This window comes from Proteiniphilum sp. LBM24028, assembly GCF_056629195.1.
This window is the reverse complement of the sequence record NZ_CM152817.1, coordinates 1,390,250-1,411,963: the sequence shown is the minus strand read 5'-3', so window position 1 is coordinate 1,411,963 and position 21,714 is coordinate 1,390,250. Positions and strand designations below refer to the sequence as shown.

The window sequence follows — 21,714 nt, the reverse complement described above, 5'->3', positions numbered from 1 at the left end:
TTTATATTATCATTATCGATATATAATTCCAAAAGGAAATCTCTGAAAAAATGGTTTTTCAGGAAAATTTGCTAATTTTGTTCATCCTGTCCTTGGGATAGTGGATTCCTTTTACTATTTATAAACCGGCCAGACAGAGCAGGTAAATCTGCCGTCAATAAGGCTGGTTTAAAATAATTGCTGTATGCAGATAACCTTAGAGAATCAGTTACCCTCCTTTCCATCCTTTCAGGAGGGCATCCGCCGTGCTCCGGATCGCGGCTACCGGCTCACGGAAGCACAGACAATGACCGCTTTAAAAAATGCATTGCGGTATATTCCCACAGCGTTGCACAACCAATTGGCTCCCGAGTTTCTGCATGAATTGAAAACGTGTGGCCGGATCTACGGATACCGCTATCGCCCCGAAGGCGACCTGCGGGCAAAGCCCATTGAGGCGTACGAGGGGAGATGTGTGGAAGGAAAAGCTTTTCAGGTGATGATCGACAACAACCTCTCCTTCGACATCGCTCTCTATCCTTATGAACTGGTCACCTACGGCGAAACGGGACAGGTGTGTCAGAACTGGATGCAGTACCGGCTAATCAAAAAATACCTGGAGGTGATGACCCGGGAGCAGACGCTGGTGGTAGAAAGCGGCCACCCGCTGGGATTGTTTAAATCCCGACCCGATGCACCGCGGGTGATCATCACCAACTCGATGATGGTGGGCATGTTCGACAACCAGACCGACTGGGAGATCGCTGCACAGATGGGTGTGGCCAACTACGGACAAATGACCGCAGGCGGGTGGATGTACATCGGTCCCCAGGGTATCGTGCACGGTACTTTTAATACGTTGCTGAATGCGGGGCGACTGAAGCTGGGTACTCCCCATGACGGCGATCTCCGGGGGCATCTCTTCGTCTCGTCGGGTCTGGGTGGCATGAGCGGCGCGCAACCCAAGGCGGCTGATATTGCCGGCGCGGTATCGGTGATTGCCGAGGTGGACGCTTCCCGCATAGAAACGCGGCGACAGCAGGGGTGGGTACAGCGTGTCACAGCGGACAAACAACAGGCATTCAGCTGGGCGAAGGAAGCTATGCAAGGCAGAGAACCGCTGTCGGTGGCTTACCATGGAAATATCGTGGAGCTGCTGGAGTATGCTGCAGAGAAAGAGATACACATTGAGTTGCTGAGCGATCAGACTTCCTGTCATGAACCTTATACTGGGGGATATTGTCCCGCCAGCATCTCTTTTGAAGAACGCACACGCCTGCTGCACGAAGATCGGGATACCTTCCGGATGAAGGTGGATGAATCGCTGCGACGTCATTACAGGGTAATTAAGCAACTGATCGAACGGGGAACCTACTTTTTCGATTATGGAAACTCCTTTATGAAAGCAGTTTACGATGCCGGTGTGAAGGAAATATCGAGAAACGGAACCGACGAGAAGGAGGGTTTTATCTGGCCCTCCTACGTTGAAGATATCATGGGCCCGGAGCTGTTCGACTACGGCTATGGCCCCTTTCGCTGGGTTTGCCTGAGCGGGAAGCGGGAGGATCTGATGAAAACCGACAGGGCAGCAATGGCGTGCATCAACCCCGACCGGCGGGGACAGGATCGTGACAACTGGATCTGGATTCGCGATGCGGAAAAACACAATCTGGTGGTGGGGACCCAGGCACGCATACTCTATCAGGATGCGGAGGGGCGGCTCAGGATTGCACTGCGCTTCAACGAGATGGTACGCAGCGGCGAAATTGGCCCGGTGATGCTGGGGCGCGATCACCACGACGTGAGCGGTACCGACTCCCCCTTTCGGGAAACAGCCAATATAAAGGATGGTAGCAACGTGATGGCCGACATGGCGGTACAGTGCTTTGCCGGCAACGCAGCACGCGGCATGAGCCTGGTGGCCCTTCACAATGGCGGGGGTGTGGGTATCGGCAAAGCCATCAACGGCGGCTTTGGCATGGTGTGCGACGGCAGCCAGCGGGTGGATGAGATCCTCCGTTCCGCCATGACGTGGGATGTGATTGGCGGCGTGGCACGGCGCGCCTGGGCACGCAACCCGAATGCAATTGCCACGGTAAGGGAATTCAACAGGTCGCATGAAGAGAGTTATCATGTCACCGAACCTTATCCGGTGGAGGAGGCAATCATCAGAAAGTATCTTCATCCATAAAACGTAAATTGCATCTTTCATTTGCGAATGGAAGAATAATTGGTGAAATATCACTACATTTGAAGTGATAGAATTGAATCGTTTATGAACAAAATCATGGAATGTGTCCCCAACTTCAGTGAGGGACGCGACAAAACAAAAGTAGAGAAAATAGCGGATGCTTTTCGGGGGCAAGAGGGAGTAAAACTGCTGGATTACAGTAGCGATGCCGACCACAACCGCTCGGTAATCACTGTGGTGGGAGAACCGGAACCGCTGAAAGAAGCGGTGATCGATGCCATAGGGAGGGCGGTTGAACTGATCGACCTCACACGGCACAGAGGCCAGCACCCACGCATGGGCGCAGTGGATGTGGTACCCTTTATCCCGATTAAAAATGTAACGATGGAGGAGGCGATCACCTGCTCGAAAGTGGTGGCAGAAGCCGCAGCAGAAAAGTATCAGCTTCCGGTGTTTCTCTATGAGAAATCGGCTACGGCACCATACCGTGAGAACCTGACCTCGGTACGAAAAGGTGAGTTTGAGGGGTTGACGGAAAAGATGAGGCTACGGGAGTGGCAGGCCGACTACGGGCCATCCGCACCACATCCCACTGCCGGTGCGGTGGCAGTAGGTGCACGCATGCCGCTGATCGCCTACAACGTGAATCTGGGCACGGATAATCGGGAGATCGCAGATGCCATTGCCAGAAAAGTACGGCATATTGGTGGGGGATTGCGTTACTGCAAAGCGATGGGGGTGACCTTGCGTGAGCGCGGTATCACCCAGGTGTCGATGAACCTGACCGACTATACACGCACAGCCATCTACCAGGCGCATGAGATGGTGCGCATGGAAGCACGACGATACGGCGTGCCTGTGGTGGGAGGAGAGGTGATCGGCCTGGTGCCGATGGCGGCACTGGCCGATTCGGCAGCCTACTACCTCGGATTGGAGAATTTTTCGATCAGCCAGGTGCTTGAAACCAAACTGATGGAGTGAGCGACAGCAGAAATATAAACAGAAAAGTCGGGAAATTTTGAACTGGATTGAAGCGATTGCCGCACTACTCGGTATCCTTAGCGTATGGTACGCCCGCAAGGAGAACATTCTGGTCTTTCCGTTTGGCATCGCCAATGTAGTCATCTACATCTACATCTGCTTTGCGGCACGACTGTATGCCAATGCCGGCATCAACGCGGTCTACCTGATATCGAACATCTTTGGATGGTACATGTGGTCAAGGACCGGTGACGACAACGGCACGCTGCAGATCAGCCGGAACAGTCCCTTGCAAAACACCCTTTCCTGGGTCGCGGTGGCATTGATCTACCTCTCTGTGTTTTTCCTGTTGCGCCGTGTGAACAGCAATGACAATGCTTATCTGCAATCCTGGCTGCCCTGGATCGATGCATTCAACACTTCCTTCTTCCTTGTAGCCACCTTCCTGATGGCGATTAAGAAACTGGAAAACTGGCAGTTCTGGATCATCGGCAACATCATTTCCATACCCATCTATGCCTCTCAGGAACTTTATTTTACAAGCATTCAGTATTCTGTTTTTCTAATGCTGGCAATCCTGGGCTGGAAGGAATGGAAAGCCAAAGTGAATAATTTATGAACAACCTGATCATACATAATGCGACACAGGTGGTGACCTGCAGCGGCTTCGCCGGAAAGCGGGGAAAGGAGATGTCTGATCTGCAGGTCATAGAAAATGGGACAGTGATCGTGACAGACGGTTTCATCTCTCACATTCTGAAACAGGATGAACCGGTACCGGTCAATAAACAGAATTACAGCATCATTGATGCTACCGGTAAGGCTCTTTTGCCGGGCTTTGTAGATCCCCATACCCACTTTGTTTTTGGTGGATACCGCGAGGAAGAGTTCTCCTGGCGGATGCGGGGCGACAGCTATATGGAGATCATGCAACGGGGTGGAGGCATTGTCAATACCACCCGGGCCACCCGGAATGCGACAGAAGAGGAATTGATATCATCTGGCAGACAACGCCTCGATGCGATGCTCCGGCTGGGGATCACCACCGTGGAGGGAAAAAGCGGATACGGACTGGACAAGGAGACCGAGCTCAAGCAGCTGCTTGTCATGCGGCGACTGAATGAGAGCCACCCGGTGGACATCGTCCCCACCTACATGGGGGCACATGCCCTCCCGGAAGAGTGGAAGGGCAGGGAAGAGGCGTTTATCGATTTCCAGATTGAGGAGATGTTTCCGCTGGTCGCTCAGCAGAAGCTGGCCGAAGCGGTGGATATCTTCTGTGAAAAGAATGTATTCACGATTGAACAGTCTCGCAGATATCTGACTGCAGCCCGTGAGCAGGGATTTCAGCTCAAAATACATGCCGATGAAATTGTGCCACAGGGTGGTGCTGAGCTGGCAGCCAAATTAGGTTGTCTCTCGGCCGACCACCTCCTGCAGGCTTCCGACGAAGGTATCCATGCCCTGGCAGCAGCAGGAACGGTGGCGACGCTGCTGCCGCTGACGGCTTTCTCCTTGCGGGAAGAGTATGCCCGCGCCCGGAAGATGATTGACGCGGGATGTATTGTGGCGCTGGCCACCGACCTGAATCCGGGTAGCGCCTTCTCCTCATCGGTACCGATGCTCTTTGCCCTGGCCTGCATCTATATGAAAATGACGCCGGAGGAAGCGGTAACCGCTTTCACCCTGAACAGTGCTGCTGCACTGGGTCGTGCCGACCGAATCGGGAGCATCGACATCGGGAAACAGGGCGACCTCATCCTGCTGCAGTTTCCCTCCTACAAGTTCCTGCCCTACCATGTGGGAATGAATATTGTGGAACGTGTGATTAAAAAGGGGAAAATCATTGGTTAATGTGCCAATATGCCAATATGCCAATGACCGCTGAATGTATAATAATTGCTCCTAAAAAGCTGATCGCTGACTCCTGACTCCTGACAGCTGACACCTATATAAAATTAAAACAATGAAACTACAAGACCTGACACTCAAACAATTTCTTGAGAAGACCGCTGCGAACGAAGCAGTGCCCGGTGGTGGAAGCAGTGCCGCACTCAATGCTGCCATTGCTACGGCACTGGCAGAGATGGTAGCCAACCTGACCATCGGTAAGAAAAAATATGCTGCCGTAGAAGAGCGAATGAAACAGATCGCCGCTGAGATGTCTGCCAACAGGGCACATCTGGTGAACGACATCGACCGTGATGCGGATGCATACCGACTGGTGATGAATGCATATAGGATGCCGAAAGAAACGGACGCGGAGATGGCCTTGCGCAACGAGAAGATTGAAGAAGCCACAAAAATAGCCTCCCTGGTACCGATGGAGGTGGCAGAACGGACATACAATCTGCTCGAACCCATGATTGAAGTACTGGAGACCGGAAACCGGAACGCGGTGACCGACGGGCTGGTCGGCCTGATGACCTGCCGCACCGCCATCATGGGGGCATTGCTGAATGTTCGCACAAACCTGGGAGGCATCCATGACAAGGCGTTTGTTGCTGAAATGACTGCCAAATGCAACACGATGGAAAAAAACACGCTGGAAAAGGAGAGCCAATCGATCCAATGGGTGAAGACAATTCTTTGAACGAAACAGCTACCATGCATGAAAAGGACGTAATAATCATGTTCACACAAGAACATGATTAGATAAATAATTTTAATTGAATGAAAAACATATACTACATCGGTCAGCGTGACCTGACCATCGATGACCTGGAGTGGATTATCAACGGGAACATCAGACTGGAGCTGGCACCCGAGGCCAGGGAGCGGATACAGAAATGCCGCGACTACCTGGACCGGAAGATGGAGACACAGCAGAAACCAATCTACGGCATCACCACCGGCTTTGGGTCGCTCTGCGAACGACCGGTCTCCAATGAGGATCTGAGCACACTGCAGGAGAACCTGGTGAAGTCACACGCTTGTAGTGTGGGAGAGGAAGTGGCACCACTCATTGTGAAGCTGATGTTCCTGCTCAAGGCACACGCCCTCTCGCTGGGCTACAGTGGCGTGCAGGTGGCCACCGTACAGCGGATGCTCGATCTTTTCAATAACGACATCCTGCCCATCGTTTACGATAAGGGGTCGCTGGGAGCCTCGGGCGACCTGGCACCGTTGGCCAATCTCTTCCTGCCATTGATCGGGGTGGGGGATGTGTTTTACAAAGGCCGTAAACGGGATATCGGTGACGTACTGGATGAGTTTGGATGGAAACCCATCAAGCTGAAAAGCAAGGAGGGGCTTGCCCTGCTCAACGGTACCCAGTTCATGTCGGCCCATGGTGTCTACGCCATCATGAAAGGACAACGCCTTTCAAAGCGGGCCGATCTGATCGCGGCCCTCTCTCTTGATGCCTATGATGGACACCTGGAGCCGTTCGACGAGCGGTTGCATCAGATCCGTCCTCACCCGGGACAATTGGAAACAAGCCGGAATATTCGCAGGATTCTGGAGGGTAGCGAGCTGATATCCCGTGAGAAGGAGCATCTGCAGGATCCCTATTCTTTCCGTTGTGTGCCGCAGGTACATGGTGCCACCAAAGATGCCATCGACTATGTACGGCAGGTGGTGGTGACCGAGATCAACTCGGTGACCGACAACCCCACCATCTTCCCCGACGATGACATGATCATTTCAGGAGGAAACTTCCACGGACAGCCCCTGGCCATCGCCTTCGACTTTCTGGCCATCGCCCTGGCGGAGCTGGGCAATATCTCCGAAAGACGCACGGCACAACTGATCCTTGGTAAACGTGGCCTGCCGGAGTTTCTGGTAGCCAACCCCGGTCTCAACTCGGGCTTCATGATTCCCCAGTATGTGGCGGCGTCGGTGGTGAGCCAGAACAAGATGTACTGTTATGCTGCCAGCAGCGACTCCATCGTCTCCTCCAACGGACAGGAGGATCATGTGAGCATGGGCGCCACTTCTGTTATCAAGTTGATGAAAGTGATGGACAACCTCGATACCATCCTCTCCATCGAACTGATGAACGGAGTGCAGGCACTCGAGTTTCGACGCCCCTTGCGCTCATCGCCACTGATTGAGAAGGTGGTCAGGGAATATCGCAAAGAAGTGCCTTTTGTTGACGAGGACATCGTCATGTACAAGGAAATTCGCAAGACGGTGGTTTTCCTGAACAGATTGCAGGCAGACGCAAGCTTACTTGGATAAAATAGAATTATTTTCCGAATAAATGGTGCAGATTGCTTATCTTTGCAGATCTGTGATAAATCAACAACAGTTAAACATATTCTCATGACAGAAGCAATTCGAAAATCGCTGAGAGACTCTTCGGCGGCACGCTGGTCTGCACTGTTCATTGTCTCGTTTACAATGATGTGCGGCTATTTTTTAACCGATATCATGGCACCCCTGGCAGGACTGCTGGAAGGCCAGCTGGGATGGTCACGTGCCGAGTATGGCACCTTTACCAGCGCCTACGGCTGGTTTAATGTTTTTCTTCTGATGCTGATCTTCGGCGGAATTATCCTCGACAAGCTGGGTGTGCGCATGACCGGCTTGGGAGCTGCTACCGTGATGGTGATTGGTACGGCCATCAAATACTGGGCTGTATCGACGGATTCACTGGAGGGCCAGACACTCTTCGGTCTCGATGCCCAGGTTTTATGGGCGAGCATCGGCTTTGCCATTTTTGCCATTGGCGTGGAGGTGGCCGGCATCACCGTCTCAAAGATTATCGTGAAATGGTTCAAAGGAAAGGAGTTGGCAACCGCCATGGGGATGGAGATGGCCATGGCCCGTATCGGTACCGCGCTGGCACTTGGATTCTCAGTTCCTATTGCCAAGGCTACCGGGGCGGTGGATGTCTCTCGCCCCGTATTGGTAGCATTGATCGGATTGTGTATCGGCTTGATTTCCTTTATCGTGTACGTGATGATGGACAAGAAGCTGGATGCTTCCGAAGCAACCGGCCTGGTGGAAGAAAAGAATCCGGAGGATGAGTTCAAACTCTCCGACATTGGAAAGATATTGGGCAACAGGGGATGGTGGTTTATCGCCATCCTGTGTGTGCTGTTCTATTCGGCTGTGTTTCCATTCCTGAAGTATGCCACCGACCTCATGGTGAATAAGTTTGGCGTGGCGGAAGACCTGGCCGGCATGATCCCGATGCTGTTGCCCTTTGGCAATATCCTGCTCACACCGCTCTTCGGAGGCATTTACGACAAAAAAGGTAAAGGAGCCACCATCATGATCATTGGTGCAAGCCTGCTCATTCTGGTGCATGCGTTGTTCTCCGTACCGGGACTCAACAGCTGGATCTTCGCCATGGTGCTGGTGGTGTTGCTCGGTATCGCCTTCTCGCTGGTACCTTCGGCCATGTGGCCCTCGGTGCCCAAGATCGTTCCGGAGAAACGACTGGGCACGGCCTATTCACTCATTTTCTGGGTGCAGAACTGGGGACTGATGGGTGTACCCCTGTTAATCGGATGGGTGCTGGAGAAGTATTGCATCACAGGACAAACCGTGCGTGACGGACTCACAGTGAATACCTACGACTATACACTCCCCATGCTCATCTTTACCAGCTTTGGCATGTTGGCGCTGATCTTTGCCTTCCTGCTGAAGGCGGAGGACAAACGGAAGGGATACGGACTGGAGTCACCCAATATTCAACGGTAAGCTATCAGCATCTGTTCGTATGAAACAGGAAAGGGGCTGTTCCAAAAGGACAGCTCCTTTTTTAATTTTTCATGCTGCTATTTTCTGATTGTTGTTATTAATTGATGAGAAACTTTTAGAGTTGATCTCTATTTTTATAAAAAACAGAATAATATCTCCTTTATGACCATATTTCTCCAAAAAATAGAGTATTTCTTTATCGGCTAATCCCTTCAAGTGTAGTTTTCCGAGGTTAAACGCGATAGCGAAGATTGCAAAGTCCATCAAAACCTTGTCTTTATTAAAGTGTCTGAACCTATTGTAGTGTTTGTTGGATTTAGTTTGGCCGAACACTGACTCCGGTTCTATAGGACGCTGACTTCGATGATAAATTCCTTCTTCGCATGTCAACAGTTCCCTTGCTTTCTGTTTATGGCGGTTAAGGTTATGATTTACTTCCACCCTTCTATTGCCTTTTGCATTACTACAGAGACATTTCAAAGGACAACCCTTACAGTTTTTCGCCTCGTAAATAGTTGCTGTTGATGTGTACCCACTAGCTGTTTTGCTTCTTTTCTTTCCTACCTTGTTCATGTGCTGACCCATGGGACAAACATAGTAATCTTCATCCGCGTTATAATAAAGGTTTTGAGAGAGAAAGCCGTTCTTTTTAAATGCCCTTTTCTGTTCTTTATGAAAGTAGTTGAACTTTACAAATGGCTCAATATCATTCCCCTGCATAAACTCATAGTTTTCTTCACTACCATAACCTGAGTCAGCCACAACCTTGACGGGCAAAATATTATAACGATTCTCAAATCCATTCAAAAAGGGAATCAGTGTTAATGTATCGGTGGGGTTTGGATAAAAATCATAATGGCTTATAAACTGGTTCTCTGTACTTATCTGAACATTATATGCAGGCTTTAGCTGTCCATTGAGCATATGATCCTCTTTCATACGCATAAAGGTTGCATCGCAGTCTGTCTTGGAATAACTATTACGATTTGCCAGAGTATCTAAATGCCGCTCATACTCTTCAAGTTTAGGTAAAAGCTTGTTCTCAAGTGTCTTTATTGCTTTTTGTTCTTCTTTGCTCCGGTTCTCTTTATTAATCTGAGCAACACGCTTTCTTAACTCTTCGCTGTTGAATGGTGTAGGTGGATCATCCTCAGGGTTATTATCCTGGGCGATACCCTCCTCAATCATTCCAAGGACTTTAAGTATCTTTTCTTCGAGTCTCTCTTTGTATTTTTCAATGGATTTACGCCAGACAAAAGTGTAGCGGTTGGCTCGTGATTCAATTTTGGTCCCGTCAACATATGCCACTTCAAGGCTTAAACAACCCATTTCAACAAGCATAACCACTACCTGGGTAAAGACCTCATGTATTGAGTCTTTTAAATGGGATGAACGAAAACGGTTTATGGTGTTATGGTCAGGTGTTTGATTGCCTGAGAGCCACATGAAACTAACTCGATCAGTAAGTGCCTGCTCGATCTTACGACTTGAATAAATATTGTTCAGATAGCCGTATAGAACAACTTTAAGCATCATGCGTGGATTATAGGCAGTTGTACCCCCACCTTTATACGTGTCGAAGACTTTACTCAAGTCCAGGTTATCCACAATTTGATTAATGATACGGGCAGGAGAGTTTTGAGGGACCTTTTCATCCAGAGTGGGAGGGAAAAGACTTACTTGACCTTGATTATAGGATTTAAACTTAGGCTTAGCCATATCTTATGTGTTTGATATATAGACATAAAGATATGAAAAAGTGGTTTAAATAACAATATTTGAGGAGGTTTTTTTAAGAAAAATTTGATACTAAAAAAAGAGGCTGCCTTTCTTTTGAGACAGCCCCTTTTCATGAGCCGGCATGGCAAGGATTCGGGAGTTTATGCCTTTCGCCGGATATAATTGACAAATAATTACTTATATATTTACACCGAAGATATACCCCACAAGGGCAGATAACCCCATTGCCACAGTACCCCATATTACAATCCGAAATACACCCTTTCTTATTTGCGAACCGCCTGTCTTGGCAGAAACGGCACCCAGTACAGCAAGGGCTATAATTGTGAAAGCATACAACGAATATACCATATTGGATAAAGGGGTAAACAAAACAACCAGAAGAGGCAATATCCCTCCAGCCAGAAAAGAGGCGCAGGAAGCCAGGGAGGCCTGAACAGGATTAGCCTGGCTCATCTCGTTGATGCCCAGTTCATCTCTTACATGCGCACTCAACGCATCTTTTTCCGTTAATTCCTTGGCTACCAATAGCGCTGTTTCTTTTTTCAATCCGCGTCGCTCATATATTTCTGACAAGATCTTTAGTTCTACCTCGGGCATATCTTCTAATTCCTGTCGCTCTCTTTCAATATCCGCTTTTTCGATATCAGTTTGTGAACTGACGGACACATACTCACCGGCAGCCATGGAAATTGCACCGGCAACCAAACCGGCAATGGTTGCCAGCAAAATAGGCGCTCTCTCTGAATTTGCAGCCGCAACACCAATGGCAAGGCTTGAAATAGAGATTATTCCGTCATTTGCCCCTAACACGGCGGCTCTGAGCCAATTACTACGACCAATAAAATGACTGTCTAAGTAGTTGTCAATGGTAATCGTTTTACTTGCCATCGTTTATAATTTTAAATTGTTTTGTACATATCGTGATAACAATATCCGGTACTTGTTTTTATAACGGAATCAGCCATGCAGCATAGATATGGCTTACCAGGCCGAGCAACACAAAGAGATGAAAGATGGCATGAACAAACTCCTTTTTGGCGGTGGCATAGATTACCGCACCCGCGATGTAAAAAACACCTCCCACCACGATCAGGTAAACGGTATCCATTGAGTCGTTCCTGCCGGCAGCATGGATGATAGGCCGGAATGCTATCAGCACAATCAGTCCCATCATCACATAAGAGATGGTTTTCAGATGACTGTTTCTTCTGAGAGGTCTGAAGCTAATGATTATTCCCACTACTGCAATCACCCAGACCAGTGCAAAGAGCATCCATCCCCAGAGCCCCTCTTCGCGCAAGAGGATGAGCGTGAAAGGTGAATAGCTTGCAGCAATCAGCAGGTAGATGCTGGCATGGTCGAAATGACGTAGTCTCGCTTTCTGTAAGGGCTCCTGCACATAGTGGTAGATCGTGGATGATCCCATGCAGGCAATCATGCCCACTCCAAAGAGGGCATAAGCAAAGAGTGCCCAGCCGTCGTCGGCAACGAGTGCCTTGCGCAACAGGATGATGGTTGCTGCAATGCTTATCAGCAGTGCCAGTCCGTGTGTCAGGTAGTTGGCTTGCTCCTCACGGAGGGTATAGAATTTTTCTTTTGTCATAGGAATCACAATTCAATTTTTAGGGTGACCGGCCTGTTTACTTCCGACCAGCGTGGGGAGCCGAGCAATAATCTTTTTATCTCTGTCTCCATTGCAGGACAATTGTTCTCTTTGATGTGAATGCTGCCGGGATGCCCGTTGGCATCAATAAAAAAAGTCACTTCAAAGATTATCTCCTGCTCTTCGCAGATCCCGTCATCGTAATTTTCTTCGAAATAGTAAGTGAATTCCGTTTCCCCAAAAGTCGGTACATCTTCCCTTATTTGGGCTACAGCACCTGTCGTTGTATTTTTTCGCTGTGTTCCATAACCAATCACCACCACCTCGCTCAATAGATCGGCATTGGCTTCCATCTGAACGGTCCCGATATGCTCTTTGAGGGGAATCTCCTTACTTTCCATGCCAATGTAGGATAGAAGCAGGTTTCCTACTGCCTCTTTGGGAAGATCCATACTGAATTTTCCTGCTGTGTCGGTCACTGTGCCCGCATTTAAATGGGAAAGGGTGACGGTAGCACCGACAAGCGGGTTGCCGGTCTGATCTGTCAATCGCCCCTGAACAAGCTTACGTTCCGGTTGTTTCAGCGTTGAGGTATATTTATCCGGAAGAGGTTTCATCTCTGTCTCAACAATACGGCTGGCGATTGTCACGGAGGTACTTTTTTCCGGAACTTGTTTCTTTTCTGCTTCTATAATATGGTCCGCGGTCGCCATAGAGCTCTCTTTTTCCAGAACTGTCTTCTTCTCTGTTTTAACAATATGACCGGCGGTCGCCGCAACTGAATCTTTTTCGGGGATGATCAATTCGATTCCGGCCTTCGGGGATTCGCTTGCAACCACGATCGTTTCTTCATTAAGCGCGGACTGCCGCAACAGAAAAGGAATACCGATAAGTAGTAACAGCAATGCTGCCGCTACCCATATCCACACTCGTTTGTCCATACGGGCAGGTTTATGGGCGATCTTCTTTTCCAGCTTTTCGATGGTGTGCAGATGATTACCTGCCAGCGAGTCATATCCGTCAATGGCATCCTGTAAAAAAGGATCGTTCATTGCTTCACGTTCCAGTTGGTTGGCCTCTTTTCCATGCCGCTTGCCTTGTATGTAATCTTTTAAATTCACTTCGCCAACATTGTTATTTATTCCGCTTTATTTTATTGATAATGGATTGTATTGCTGAACTGCTCAACGAAAATCACTGACTTCCAGAATCCGGTTGATGCAATTCTTCAGATTTCTTTTCCCGTTCTGAATATAACTTTTTACCTTATTGAGACTATATCCCGTGAGAGTAACGATATCGGCATACGACTTATTCCCGTAATAAAACAATTCGATGTTAATGCGCTGTTCACGACTCAATTCAGTCAGGCAATAGGAGAGTGCCGAGGCATGTTCTTCGGACTGCTCTCTGTCAGAGAGAGTGAAAAAATCGCTATTTTCCATAATTGCTTCATTGATATCCTCGAAATGAAATTGTTTTTCTTTGCGAATCTTCAGCAGGCAATGATTTTTCGTCACTGTGTAAAGCCATGAATGAAAGCTTGATATATTGTAATTCATAATCTTTTTGTTGAGATCTTCAAAGAGATCCATCACGGCATCCTGTGCATCGGCTTTGTTCGCGAGATACTTTAAACAGACTCCATATATCAAAGGTATATAGCGTCGGTATAACTCTGCGAAATAGATTGCCTGTTCTTCTTTTTTATAAAGATCAAACAATTCGTCGTTGCTTAAGTTGTTTATTTCTGCTCTCTTTTTCAAGCCGATGTCAGTTCATTTTTGCAAAGATGCTTCCACAAAGTTAAAAAAATATCTAATCGTTTATGGAATAATCCACCTATTTGTATCTCATAAATAGAACCTCAAAAAATATCATTCTTAATAATTTAATTTATGAAATCAACAAACCGACGAATTGTAATGATTCTTTTTATGGCAGGATTCATCTTCACTGCCATGGCAGTACAAATGAATGAGAACCAGGTGATGCCCGATGCCGAAGAGTGGGAGATAACCGGTGTGATCTATGATGCAACGGATAAAAGTGTGCTGATAGGTGCGAATGTGCGTGTGGAGGAGACCAACAAAGGTACAGTAACGGATGTGAATGGTACATACCGGATAAAAGGAAAGAAGGGAGAGACGCTGGAAGTGTCATATATCGGGTATAAAACAAAGCGGGTAAAGATCACCGAGAAAAAAATGAATGTTTTCATGAAACAGGACGTCGACCTTTTAAAGGAAGTTGTGGTGATCGGATATGGATCGCAACAAACAATGAACATGACCGGAGCTGTAATGCCGGTACAAGCGGCAGGAATGCGTGTTCGTGGTCTTTCACCTGATCGTGTCCACAGATCATTCAGCCCCCCTTTGTTCCCGCCCTTTAAGCAGGAAGTCAGTACGGAAGAATACGAATCATTCAGTGAAAACCGTTTTCTCACAGCTGCCCAAAACCCGTTGTCCACCTTTTCACTGGATGTGGATGCGGCCTCCTATGGTAATATCCGTCGCCTGATCAACCAGGGAGAGCTACCTCGAAGAGATGCGGTGAGAGTGGAGGAGATGATTAATTATTTCAGCTATAACTATCCACAGCCGACGGACGGGCATCCGGTAAGAATCATCACCGAAGTAGCTGCAAGTCCCTGGAACAAACAGACCCAACTGGTACGTATTGGCGTGAAAGCGCGGGAGATCCCTTCCGAAACATTGCCGGCGAGCAATTTTGTTTTCCTGATCGATGTATCGGGATCGATGTTCAGTGCCGATAAGCTACCCCTGGTGAAAGCCTCCATGAAGCTGTTGGTGAATAACCTGCGACCGAAAGACCGTGTGTCGATTGTCGCCTATGCCGGTGCGGCGGGTGAAGTATTGCCTTCGACAAGCGGTTTCGACAGGCAAAAGATTATGGAAGCGCTCGATAACCTGCAGGCCGGCGGATCTACGGCGGGTGGTGACGGCATTCAGCTGGCTTATAAGATTGCCGAGAAGAACCTTGTGAAAGGCGGCAATAACCGGGTGATCCTCTGCACCGACGGTGATTTCAATGTGGGTGTCTCCTCTTTGGACGGACTTGAGACGCTGATTGAGCAGAAGCGTCAGTCGGGTGTTTACCTCACTGTGCTGGGCTATGGAATGGGTAATTACAAGGACAATAAGCTGCAGGCACTGGCAGAGAAGGGCAATGGCAATCATGCTTATATCGATAACCTGCAGGAGGCCAACAAAGTGCTTGTAAATGAGTTTGGCAGCACCATGGTTGCGGTGGCCAACGATGTGAAGCTACAGGTTGAGTTCAATCCCCATTTTGCCAGTGCTTATCGGCTTATCGGCTATGAAAGCAGATTACTGAACGATGAAGATTTCAACGATGATAGCAAGGATGCGGGTGAAATGGGCGCCGGCCATATCGTTACGGCTCTTTACGAAATTGTTCCTGTGGGGGTGGAGATCCCTGTCGGCAAGGTCGATAAATTGAAATACCAACAACAGAGGTCAAACAGTATGGAGCATGCCTTCAGCGATACCAAAGAGTTATTGACCGTGAAATTGCGTTACAAAAAGCCCGGCGAAGAGGCAAGCAGGAAAATGGAGATTCCTTTATTGGCTCAGAAGAACATCAAGGCGGTATCACCCGATTTTAACTTTGCCATGGCGGTTGCCATGTTCGGACAACTGCTGCGTGATTCTGCCTATAAGGGGGATGCTACCTACGCGAAAGTGATTGATCTGGCACGGAAAGGATTGGATGATGATCCAAATGGTTATCGTCACGAGTTTATCAGGCTGGTGGAAACGGTACAGCAACTGGAGAAATGATTGCTCAACTCACAAAATAGCTATATTGCAGGTCATCATTATGATATGATCCTGACAAAAAGTCACATTTCTGCAAATGGCAAAGATTTTGACCACCTGCTGTTGGAAATCTGTACTTCATCGATGCAGAAAATAAAGGACGCGGATGCACTAACATTATGCATTGGTTCTTTGTTGATACGATAAGATTATTTTACTGCATGAAATCAGATTACAATGATTACGGTATAAAAAAAGAGCAATATGAACTTCAACAATTTTACAATAAAGGCGCAGGAGGCGGTACAGAAGGCGATCGAGATTGCGCAGGGAAATAACCAGCAGATGATTGAACCGGCTCACCTGTTGAAAGGGGTGATGCTGGTGGGTGAGAATGTGACCAGCTTCCTTTTTCAGAAGCTGGGTGTGAACGCATCGAATATGGAGAGGGTGGTCGACAGCGAGATTGAATCCTATCCGCGCGTATCGGGTGGTGACCCCATGCTGAGCAGGGAGACCAACGCGGTGTTTCAGAAGGCGACGGATCTTACCGGCAAGATGGGTGATCAGTTTGTCTCCATTGAACATCTGTTGCTGGCCCTGGTGCAGGAGAACAACAACGCTTCCCGCATGATGCGCGATGCCGGCATCACACCTGCTGAAATGCAAAAAGCCATTGAGGAGTTGCGCAAGGGGCAAAAGGTAACCAGCCAGACTGCGGAGGATACCTACCAGGCACTGGGGAAGTATGCGGTAAATCTGATTGAGCGGGCCCGCAGCGGGAAGCTCGACCCGGTGATCGGCCGCGATGAGGAGATACGTCGTGTACTGCAGATCCTGAGCCGGCGCACAAAAAACAATCCAATCCTTATCGGGGAGCCTGGAACCGGCAAGACGGCCATCGCCGAGGGGTTGGCACATCGTATTGTGCGGGGTGACGTGCCGGAGAACCTCCGCAGCAAGCAACTCTACTCTCTCGATATGGGAGCGCTCATTGCGGGTGCCAAGTACAAGGGGGAGTTTGAGGAGCGGCTTAAGTCGGTCGTCAACGAAGTGGTGAAAGCGGAAGGAGAGATTATTCTCTTCATCGACGAGATTCATACGCTGGTGGGCGCCGGCAAGAGCGAGGGGGCCATGGATGCCGCCAACATCCTGAAGCCGGCTCTGGCGAGAGGTGAGCTGCGTGCCATCGGAGCGACCACGCTCGACGAATACCAGAAGTATTTCGAAAAGGACAAAGCGCTGGAACGGCGATTCCAGATGGTGATGGTGGAGGAGCCGAGCGAGTCGGACAGCATCTCCATCCTGCGCGGACTGAAAGAGAGGTATGAAAACCATCACAAGGTTCGAATCATGGATGAGGCAATCATTGCGGCCGTGCAGCTGTCGCACCGTTATATTACCGATCGTTTTCTACCCGACAAGGCCATCGACCTGATGGATGAGGCTGCGGCCAAGCTGCGCATGGAGGTGGATTCCGTTCCCGAGGAGCTGGATGAAATCATGCGGCGTGTGAAACAGCTGGAGATAGAGCGGGAGGCGATAAAGCGTGAAAATGACCAGCCGAAAATGGAGCTGCTGACTCGCCAGATCGAGGAGCTGAAGTCGGAGGAGGCCGATTACAAGGCCAAGTGGCAGTCGGAGAAGGATCTGATCAACCAGATTCAGCAAAATAAAATAGAGATAGAAGATGCAAAGTTCGAGGCGGATCGGGCCGAGCGGGAGGGCGACTATGGCAAGGTGGCCGAGTTGCGCTACGGCAGGATCAAAGAACTGGAGAACACCATTGAAGCGTTACAGGAGGAGTTGCACGTGCGTCAGGGGACACGTGCCATGATCAAGGAGGAGGTGGATGCCGAGGATATTGCCGACGTGGTGTCGCGCTGGACGGGCATCCCGGTGAGTAAGATGCTGCAGAGCGAGCGGCAGAAGCTGCTTCATCTGGAGGAGGAACTGCACAAACGCGTCGTCGGACAGGATGAAGCCATCACGGCTGTCTCCGATGCGGTGCGGCGCAATCGTGCGGGACTGAGTGATCCGAAACGTCCCATTGGGTCCTTTATCTTTCTGGGTACGACGGGTGTAGGGAAGACGGAGCTGGCCAAGGCACTGGCTGAATATCTGTTCGATGATGAAAATATGATGACCCGCATCGACATGAGCGAGTATCAGGAGAAGTTCAGTGCCACCCGGCTGATAGGTGCCCCTCCGGGGTACGTGGGGTACGACGAGGGGGGACAGCTTACCGAGGCGATCCGGCGCAAACCCTATTCGGTGGTGCTGTTCGACGAGATCGAAAAAGCACATCCCGACGTGTTCAACATCCTACTGCAGGTGCTCGATGATGGGAGGCTGACCGACAACAAGGGCAGGGTGGTGAATTTCAAGAATACCATCATCATCATGACCTCCAACATGGGATCGGGCATGATTCGAGAGAACCTTGAAAGAATCACCCCGACAAACAGGGAGGAGATCATTGAGAAAACGAAAAACCTGGTGATGGACTTGTTGAAGAAAACCATTCGCCCCGAGTTTCTGAACCGGATCGACGACATCATCATGTTCGCTCCGCTGAAAGAGTCGGAGATTGAGCAGATTGTCCGCATACAACTTGGAGGAATAAGGAAGATGCTGGCTGAAAACGGCATCGAACTGCAATATACGGAAGAAGCATTGAAGAGCATCTCTGAAGCCGGTTTTGACCCCGAATTTGGGGCCCGTCCCGTGAAAAGAGTGATTCAAAACAGGGTACTGAACCAATTGTCTAAAGATCTGCTCGCCGGCACAGTCGATAAATCGAAGCCAATCACTATCGACGCGGTCGACGATGCCATCTTTTTTCGTAACTGACGCAGATGCTTGACAACTAACTCCTGGTTTATCTTTTCCAGAAACTTGGGACAAAGAGAGAAAGGACGGTGAACACCTCCAGGCGGCCCACCAGCATGAGGAAGCAGAGGTAATATTTGGCAAAGACCGAAGCCGACTCATAGGTGCCACTGGGGCCGTATGAACCCAGTCCAAAGCCGTAGCTGCTGATGGAAGAGATGGAAACACCGATGGATTCATCGAAGGTCATGCCGGTGAAGCTCAACACCAGTGCACTGAAGGCTGCCAGGGAGAGATAGAGGAATACAAATGCCAGTATTTTAGAAGAACTGTTGCTGCTAATCACTTCTCCGTTCATTTTCACCCGGTAGAGTGCATCGGGATGAACCTGTTTTTTAAAAACCAGAAGGGTGTTCTTGGATAATACCACCAGCCGCGATAGCTTCATCCCGCCCGAGGTAGATCCCTCACAACCGCAGAAGAGGATCATTGCCAGAAACAGGAGCCAGTATACATGTCCCCACAGTTGATAGTCCACCGTGGCAAATCCTGTTGTAGTGATGGCAGCCACAACCTGAAACAGGGCGGTACGAAAAGTTTGTTCGAAGCCGCTCATCTCCCCTGTGGTAAGAAGAAGGAGGGTGATTATTGCCGTAAAGAGGAGGATGAGAGAGAGGTACCATCTGAACTCTTCTTCCCGGAAGACCTTGATACTTACACGGGCGAAAAAGGTGTAAATCAGCATGAAGTTTGTCCCCCCCAAAAACATGAGCATCGTGATCACATATTCGGTATAGGGGGAATTAAAATAAGCGATGCTGGCCTGTTTGGTGGAAAAGCCCCCGGTGGAAATTGCCGAAAGAGTATGACAGGCAGCATCAAATGCATCCATGGGACCGGCCCAGAGAAAGAAAAACCCTACAACGGTCAATCCGAAATAGGCCATAGCCATATTTTTGGTGATCACACTCACACGGGGTCGCATCATATCCTCGGAAATACCCGTGACCTCCGCATCAAAGAATTGTCCGGAGTTATCCCCAAACACAGGTACGAACGACATCACGAAAATAATAATGCCAATGCCGCCGATCCATTGTGTGAAACTGCGCCAGAAATGGAGAGACTTGGGAAAGGCTTCAATGTTGAGCAACGTGGAACTGCCCGTGGTAGTAAAGCCACACATGGTTTCGAAAAAGGCATTGGTGAACGAAGGGATGGCACCGCTGAGCATGAAGGGAAGAGTACCGAAGAGCGCCATCATCAGCCATGCCATGGTCACGGTGAGGTATACTTCCCTTTTTGTGATCTGCCTTGATGAGGTTTTCTTTCTTTTTCCAAGGAACAGGAACAATGCTCCGGATGTAAAGGTAATGATACCGGAAAGATAGATGCTTTGCACCGCACCTTCATGAAAATATTCACCCACGAAAGCAGAAAATAACATAAAGGCTGCTTCAATCATCAAAAGAAGCCCGATACTGCTAAGTACGATCCGATGGTTAAATTTCCGCATGTTTCATCCCTTTATACCATTGATGACTGAATGGCTGTTACATGATGATGTTCTGCTTTGTTGTTAATTAAACAGTTTTTCAATGCTTTTCAGTGATTTACTCAGGAAGAAGACTACCACCTGGTCATACGGTTCAATCAGCGTGTCACCGTCTATGAGCATAGGCTCACCGTTTCTGATTAGTGCTCCGAATGTGATGTCTTTCGGCAGATCCAGGTTTTTAATCAATTTTTTGGTGACCCGCGAATTGGGTTTGGCGATGACCTCTCCCACATTAGCATCTGCAAAAGTAAGACTCTTGATGTTGGAAGCATCGGCCTTCAGTAGCAGTTCGTATATTTTACTGGCCGAAATAAGTTTTTTGTTGATGACCGTTCCAATGTCGAATCGTTCTGCCATGGAAATATAGTCGATATTCTCCACTTCGGCTACCGTTTTCTTTACGCCATACTGCTTGGCCATCATGCAGCCCAGTATATTGGCTTCGGAGTTGTCTGTAAGTGCGAGAAACGCGTCGGCTTCCGCGATGCCTTCACGCAGCAGAAACTCCACATTGCGGCCGTCTTCCACAAAAACTGTCACGTTGGGCGGAGCGATTTCTACCAACCTCTCTGCACGTTCCCTGTCCTGTTCAATGATTTTTATATTGGTATTTTGCGGGAGCTGCTGGATGGTACGCATCGTAATGCGGCTACCGCCCATGAAGATGACTCTTTTTGTTTCAAACGACTTCTTTCCAAGAATGTCCGGCAAAATGTGCACATGTTTGCGCAGTGTGGTAAAGTAGAGGATATCATTCGGCAGTATTTGATCGCTTCCTTTGGGAATCAGTGTGTGGGCACCTCTTTTGATGGCCACCAGGTGAAACTGTTTGTTCTCCTGCATCAACTCATTCAGATATTTGTTTACAATGGGGGCATTTTCACGCACCTTGGCACCGACGAGGATTACTGTCCCATTGCATAACTCCCACCAAAATCGGGTCCAGGGAGTCTTTAGTGCCATTGCAATCTCACGGGCGGCACTCAGCTCGGGATAAATCATTGAATGAATACCCAGCTTCTCAAAAAACTCCGTATTTTTTGGCAGCAGATACTCATAGTTGTCGATGCGGGCAAGCGTTTTCTTAGCACCCAGATTGGCTGCGAGCATGCAGGATGTGATATTTCTTGACTCCTCCGGTGTTACACCGATATAAAGATCGGCGTTTGCCACGCCTGCCTCAGTAAGATCCTTAAGTGAGGTACAGTTCCCAATAAAGGTGAGGATGTCTGTATTGTCGCGTATGATAGCCAGACGTTCCTTGTCGGCATCCATGAGGGTAATTTCGTGATCTTCCTGTCCGAGAAGTTTTGCAAGATGTGTTCCAACGGCGCCCGCACCGGCTATTAAAATCTTCATTAAAAATGCA

16 protein-coding genes are annotated in these 21,714 nt (G+C 49.0%); 9 read left to right on the top strand and 7 right to left on the bottom strand.

The window, feature by feature from the left end; translation table 11 throughout:
* Positions 1-184: 184 nt before the first annotated feature.
* The 7 genes from AC1HCU_RS05565 (at position 185) to AC1HCU_RS05535 (ending at position 8,803) form a co-directional block, all read left to right on the top strand.
* Positions 185-2,170, top strand: a complete 1,986-nt coding sequence (locus tag AC1HCU_RS05565) for a urocanate hydratase (RefSeq protein WP_480370046.1) — start codon at positions 185-187, stop codon at positions 2,168-2,170.
* Between the two features lie 84 nt (positions 2,171-2,254).
* The gene (ftcD, locus tag AC1HCU_RS05560; RefSeq protein WP_480370043.1) at positions 2,255-3,151 is read left to right on the top strand and encodes a glutamate formimidoyltransferase; all 897 of its coding nucleotides are present in this window, start codon (positions 2,255-2,257) and stop codon (positions 3,149-3,151) included.
* A gap of 37 nt (positions 3,152-3,188) precedes the next feature.
* Positions 3,189-3,770: a nicotinamide riboside transporter PnuC gene (gene pnuC, locus AC1HCU_RS05555; protein ID WP_480370041.1), complete on the top strand. Its 582-nt coding sequence runs from the start codon at positions 3,189-3,191 to the stop codon at positions 3,768-3,770.
* Positions 3,767-5,005 (top strand): imidazolonepropionase, encoded by a 1,239-nt coding sequence (gene hutI, locus AC1HCU_RS05550; protein WP_480370038.1) that lies wholly within the window; start codon positions 3,767-3,769, stop codon positions 5,003-5,005. The genes pnuC and hutI overlap by 4 nt, the downstream gene beginning before the upstream one ends.
* Positions 5,006-5,117: 112 nt before the next feature.
* Positions 5,118-5,744, top strand: coding sequence for a cyclodeaminase/cyclohydrolase family protein (locus AC1HCU_RS05545; RefSeq protein WP_480370035.1), 627 nt, complete (start codon positions 5,118-5,120; stop codon positions 5,742-5,744).
* Positions 5,745-5,824: 80 nt separating this feature from the next.
* Complete coding sequence (gene hutH / locus AC1HCU_RS05540) at positions 5,825-7,333, top strand: histidine ammonia-lyase (RefSeq protein WP_480370032.1); 1,509 nt, start codon at positions 5,825-5,827, stop codon at positions 7,331-7,333.
* 84 nt (positions 7,334-7,417) lie between these two features.
* Positions 7,418-8,803, top strand: coding sequence for an MFS transporter (locus AC1HCU_RS05535; RefSeq protein ID WP_480370030.1), 1,386 nt, complete (start codon positions 7,418-7,420; stop codon positions 8,801-8,803).
* Positions 8,804-8,872: 69 nt separating this feature from the next.
* Here AC1HCU_RS05535 and AC1HCU_RS05530 read toward each other — a convergent pair whose 3' ends face one another.
* The 5 genes from AC1HCU_RS05530 to AC1HCU_RS05510 form a co-directional block, all read right to left on the bottom strand.
* Positions 8,873-10,522 (bottom strand): IS1182 family transposase, encoded by a 1,650-nt coding sequence (locus AC1HCU_RS05530; protein WP_480366905.1) that lies wholly within the window; start codon positions 10,520-10,522, stop codon positions 8,873-8,875.
* Positions 10,523-10,720: 198 nt separating this feature from the next.
* On the bottom strand, positions 10,721-11,434 hold the full coding sequence (locus tag AC1HCU_RS05525) for a VIT1/CCC1 transporter family protein (protein ID WP_480370027.1): 714 nt from the start codon (positions 11,432-11,434) through the stop codon (positions 10,721-10,723).
* 58 nt (positions 11,435-11,492) lie between these two features.
* Positions 11,493-12,149: a PAQR family membrane homeostasis protein TrhA gene (trhA, locus tag AC1HCU_RS05520; RefSeq protein WP_480370025.1), complete on the bottom strand. Its 657-nt coding sequence runs from the start codon at positions 12,147-12,149 to the stop codon at positions 11,493-11,495.
* Positions 12,150-12,154: 5 nt separating this feature from the next.
* The gene (locus tag AC1HCU_RS05515) at positions 12,155-13,270 is read right to left on the bottom strand and encodes a carboxypeptidase-like regulatory domain-containing protein (RefSeq protein WP_480370021.1); all 1,116 of its coding nucleotides are present in this window, start codon (positions 13,268-13,270) and stop codon (positions 12,155-12,157) included.
* A 63-nt stretch (positions 13,271-13,333) separates the two neighbouring features.
* Positions 13,334-13,915 carry an RNA polymerase sigma factor gene (locus tag AC1HCU_RS05510; RefSeq protein WP_480370019.1) on the bottom strand — a complete coding sequence of 194 codons (582 nt, stop codon included), beginning with the start codon at positions 13,913-13,915 and terminating at the stop codon, positions 13,334-13,336.
* A 195-nt stretch (positions 13,916-14,110) separates the two neighbouring features.
* Here AC1HCU_RS05510 and AC1HCU_RS05505 point away from each other — a divergent pair, with 195 nt between their 5' ends.
* Together AC1HCU_RS05505 and clpB are read left to right on the top strand one after the other, a co-directional pair.
* Positions 14,111-15,976 carry a vWA domain-containing protein gene (locus AC1HCU_RS05505; protein WP_480371081.1) on the top strand — a complete coding sequence of 622 codons (1,866 nt, stop codon included), beginning with the start codon at positions 14,111-14,113 and terminating at the stop codon, positions 15,974-15,976.
* Positions 15,977-16,219: 243 nt separating this feature from the next.
* Entirely contained in the window at positions 16,220-18,808 is a 2,589-nt protein-coding gene (gene clpB / locus AC1HCU_RS05500; protein WP_480370016.1) for an ATP-dependent chaperone ClpB, read from the top strand.
* 28 nt (positions 18,809-18,836) lie between these two features.
* Here clpB and AC1HCU_RS05495 read toward each other — a convergent pair whose 3' ends face one another.
* Both AC1HCU_RS05495 and trkA read right to left on the bottom strand, forming a co-directional pair.
* Positions 18,837-20,303 carry a TrkH family potassium uptake protein gene (locus tag AC1HCU_RS05495; protein ID WP_480370014.1) on the bottom strand — a complete coding sequence of 489 codons (1,467 nt, stop codon included), beginning with the start codon at positions 20,301-20,303 and terminating at the stop codon, positions 18,837-18,839.
* Positions 20,304-20,366: 63 nt separating this feature from the next.
* The gene (gene trkA, locus AC1HCU_RS05490; RefSeq protein ID WP_480370011.1) at positions 20,367-21,704 is read right to left on the bottom strand and encodes a Trk system potassium transporter TrkA; all 1,338 of its coding nucleotides are present in this window, start codon (positions 21,702-21,704) and stop codon (positions 20,367-20,369) included.
* Positions 21,705-21,714: the final 10 nt, after the last annotated feature.

What these genes read in the sequence shown, in the direction of transcription:
- AC1HCU_RS05565 (WP_480370046.1), top strand. Translation starts at nt 185, where the DNA reads ATGCAGATAACCTTAGAGAATCAGTTACCCTCCTTTCCATCCTTTCAG.
- ftcD (WP_480370043.1), top strand. Translation starts at nt 2,255, where the DNA reads ATGAACAAAATCATGGAATGTGTCCCCAACTTCAGTGAGGGACGCGAC.
- hutI (WP_480370038.1), top strand. Translation starts at nt 3,767, where the DNA reads ATGAACAACCTGATCATACATAATGCGACACAGGTGGTGACCTGCAGC.
- AC1HCU_RS05545 (WP_480370035.1), top strand. Translation starts at nt 5,118, where the DNA reads ATGAAACTACAAGACCTGACACTCAAACAATTTCTTGAGAAGACCGCT.
- hutH (WP_480370032.1), top strand. Translation starts at nt 5,825, where the DNA reads ATGAAAAACATATACTACATCGGTCAGCGTGACCTGACCATCGATGAC.
- AC1HCU_RS05535 (WP_480370030.1), top strand. Translation starts at nt 7,418, where the DNA reads ATGACAGAAGCAATTCGAAAATCGCTGAGAGACTCTTCGGCGGCACGC.
- AC1HCU_RS05530 (WP_480366905.1), bottom strand. Translation starts at nt 10,522, where the DNA reads ATGGCTAAGCCTAAGTTTAAATCCTATAATCAAGGTCAAGTAAGTCTT.
- AC1HCU_RS05525 (WP_480370027.1), bottom strand. Translation starts at nt 11,434, where the DNA reads ATGGCAAGTAAAACGATTACCATTGACAACTACTTAGACAGTCATTTT.
- trhA (WP_480370025.1), bottom strand. Translation starts at nt 12,149, where the DNA reads ATGACAAAAGAAAAATTCTATACCCTCCGTGAGGAGCAAGCCAACTAC.
- AC1HCU_RS05505 (WP_480371081.1), top strand. Translation starts at nt 14,111, where the DNA reads ATGGCAGTACAAATGAATGAGAACCAGGTGATGCCCGATGCCGAAGAG.
- clpB (WP_480370016.1), top strand. Translation starts at nt 16,220, where the DNA reads ATGAACTTCAACAATTTTACAATAAAGGCGCAGGAGGCGGTACAGAAG.
- AC1HCU_RS05495 (WP_480370014.1), bottom strand. Translation starts at nt 20,303, where the DNA reads ATGCGGAAATTTAACCATCGGATCGTACTTAGCAGTATCGGGCTTCTT.
- trkA (WP_480370011.1), bottom strand. Translation starts at nt 21,704, where the DNA reads ATGAAGATTTTAATAGCCGGTGCGGGCGCCGTTGGAACACATCTTGCA.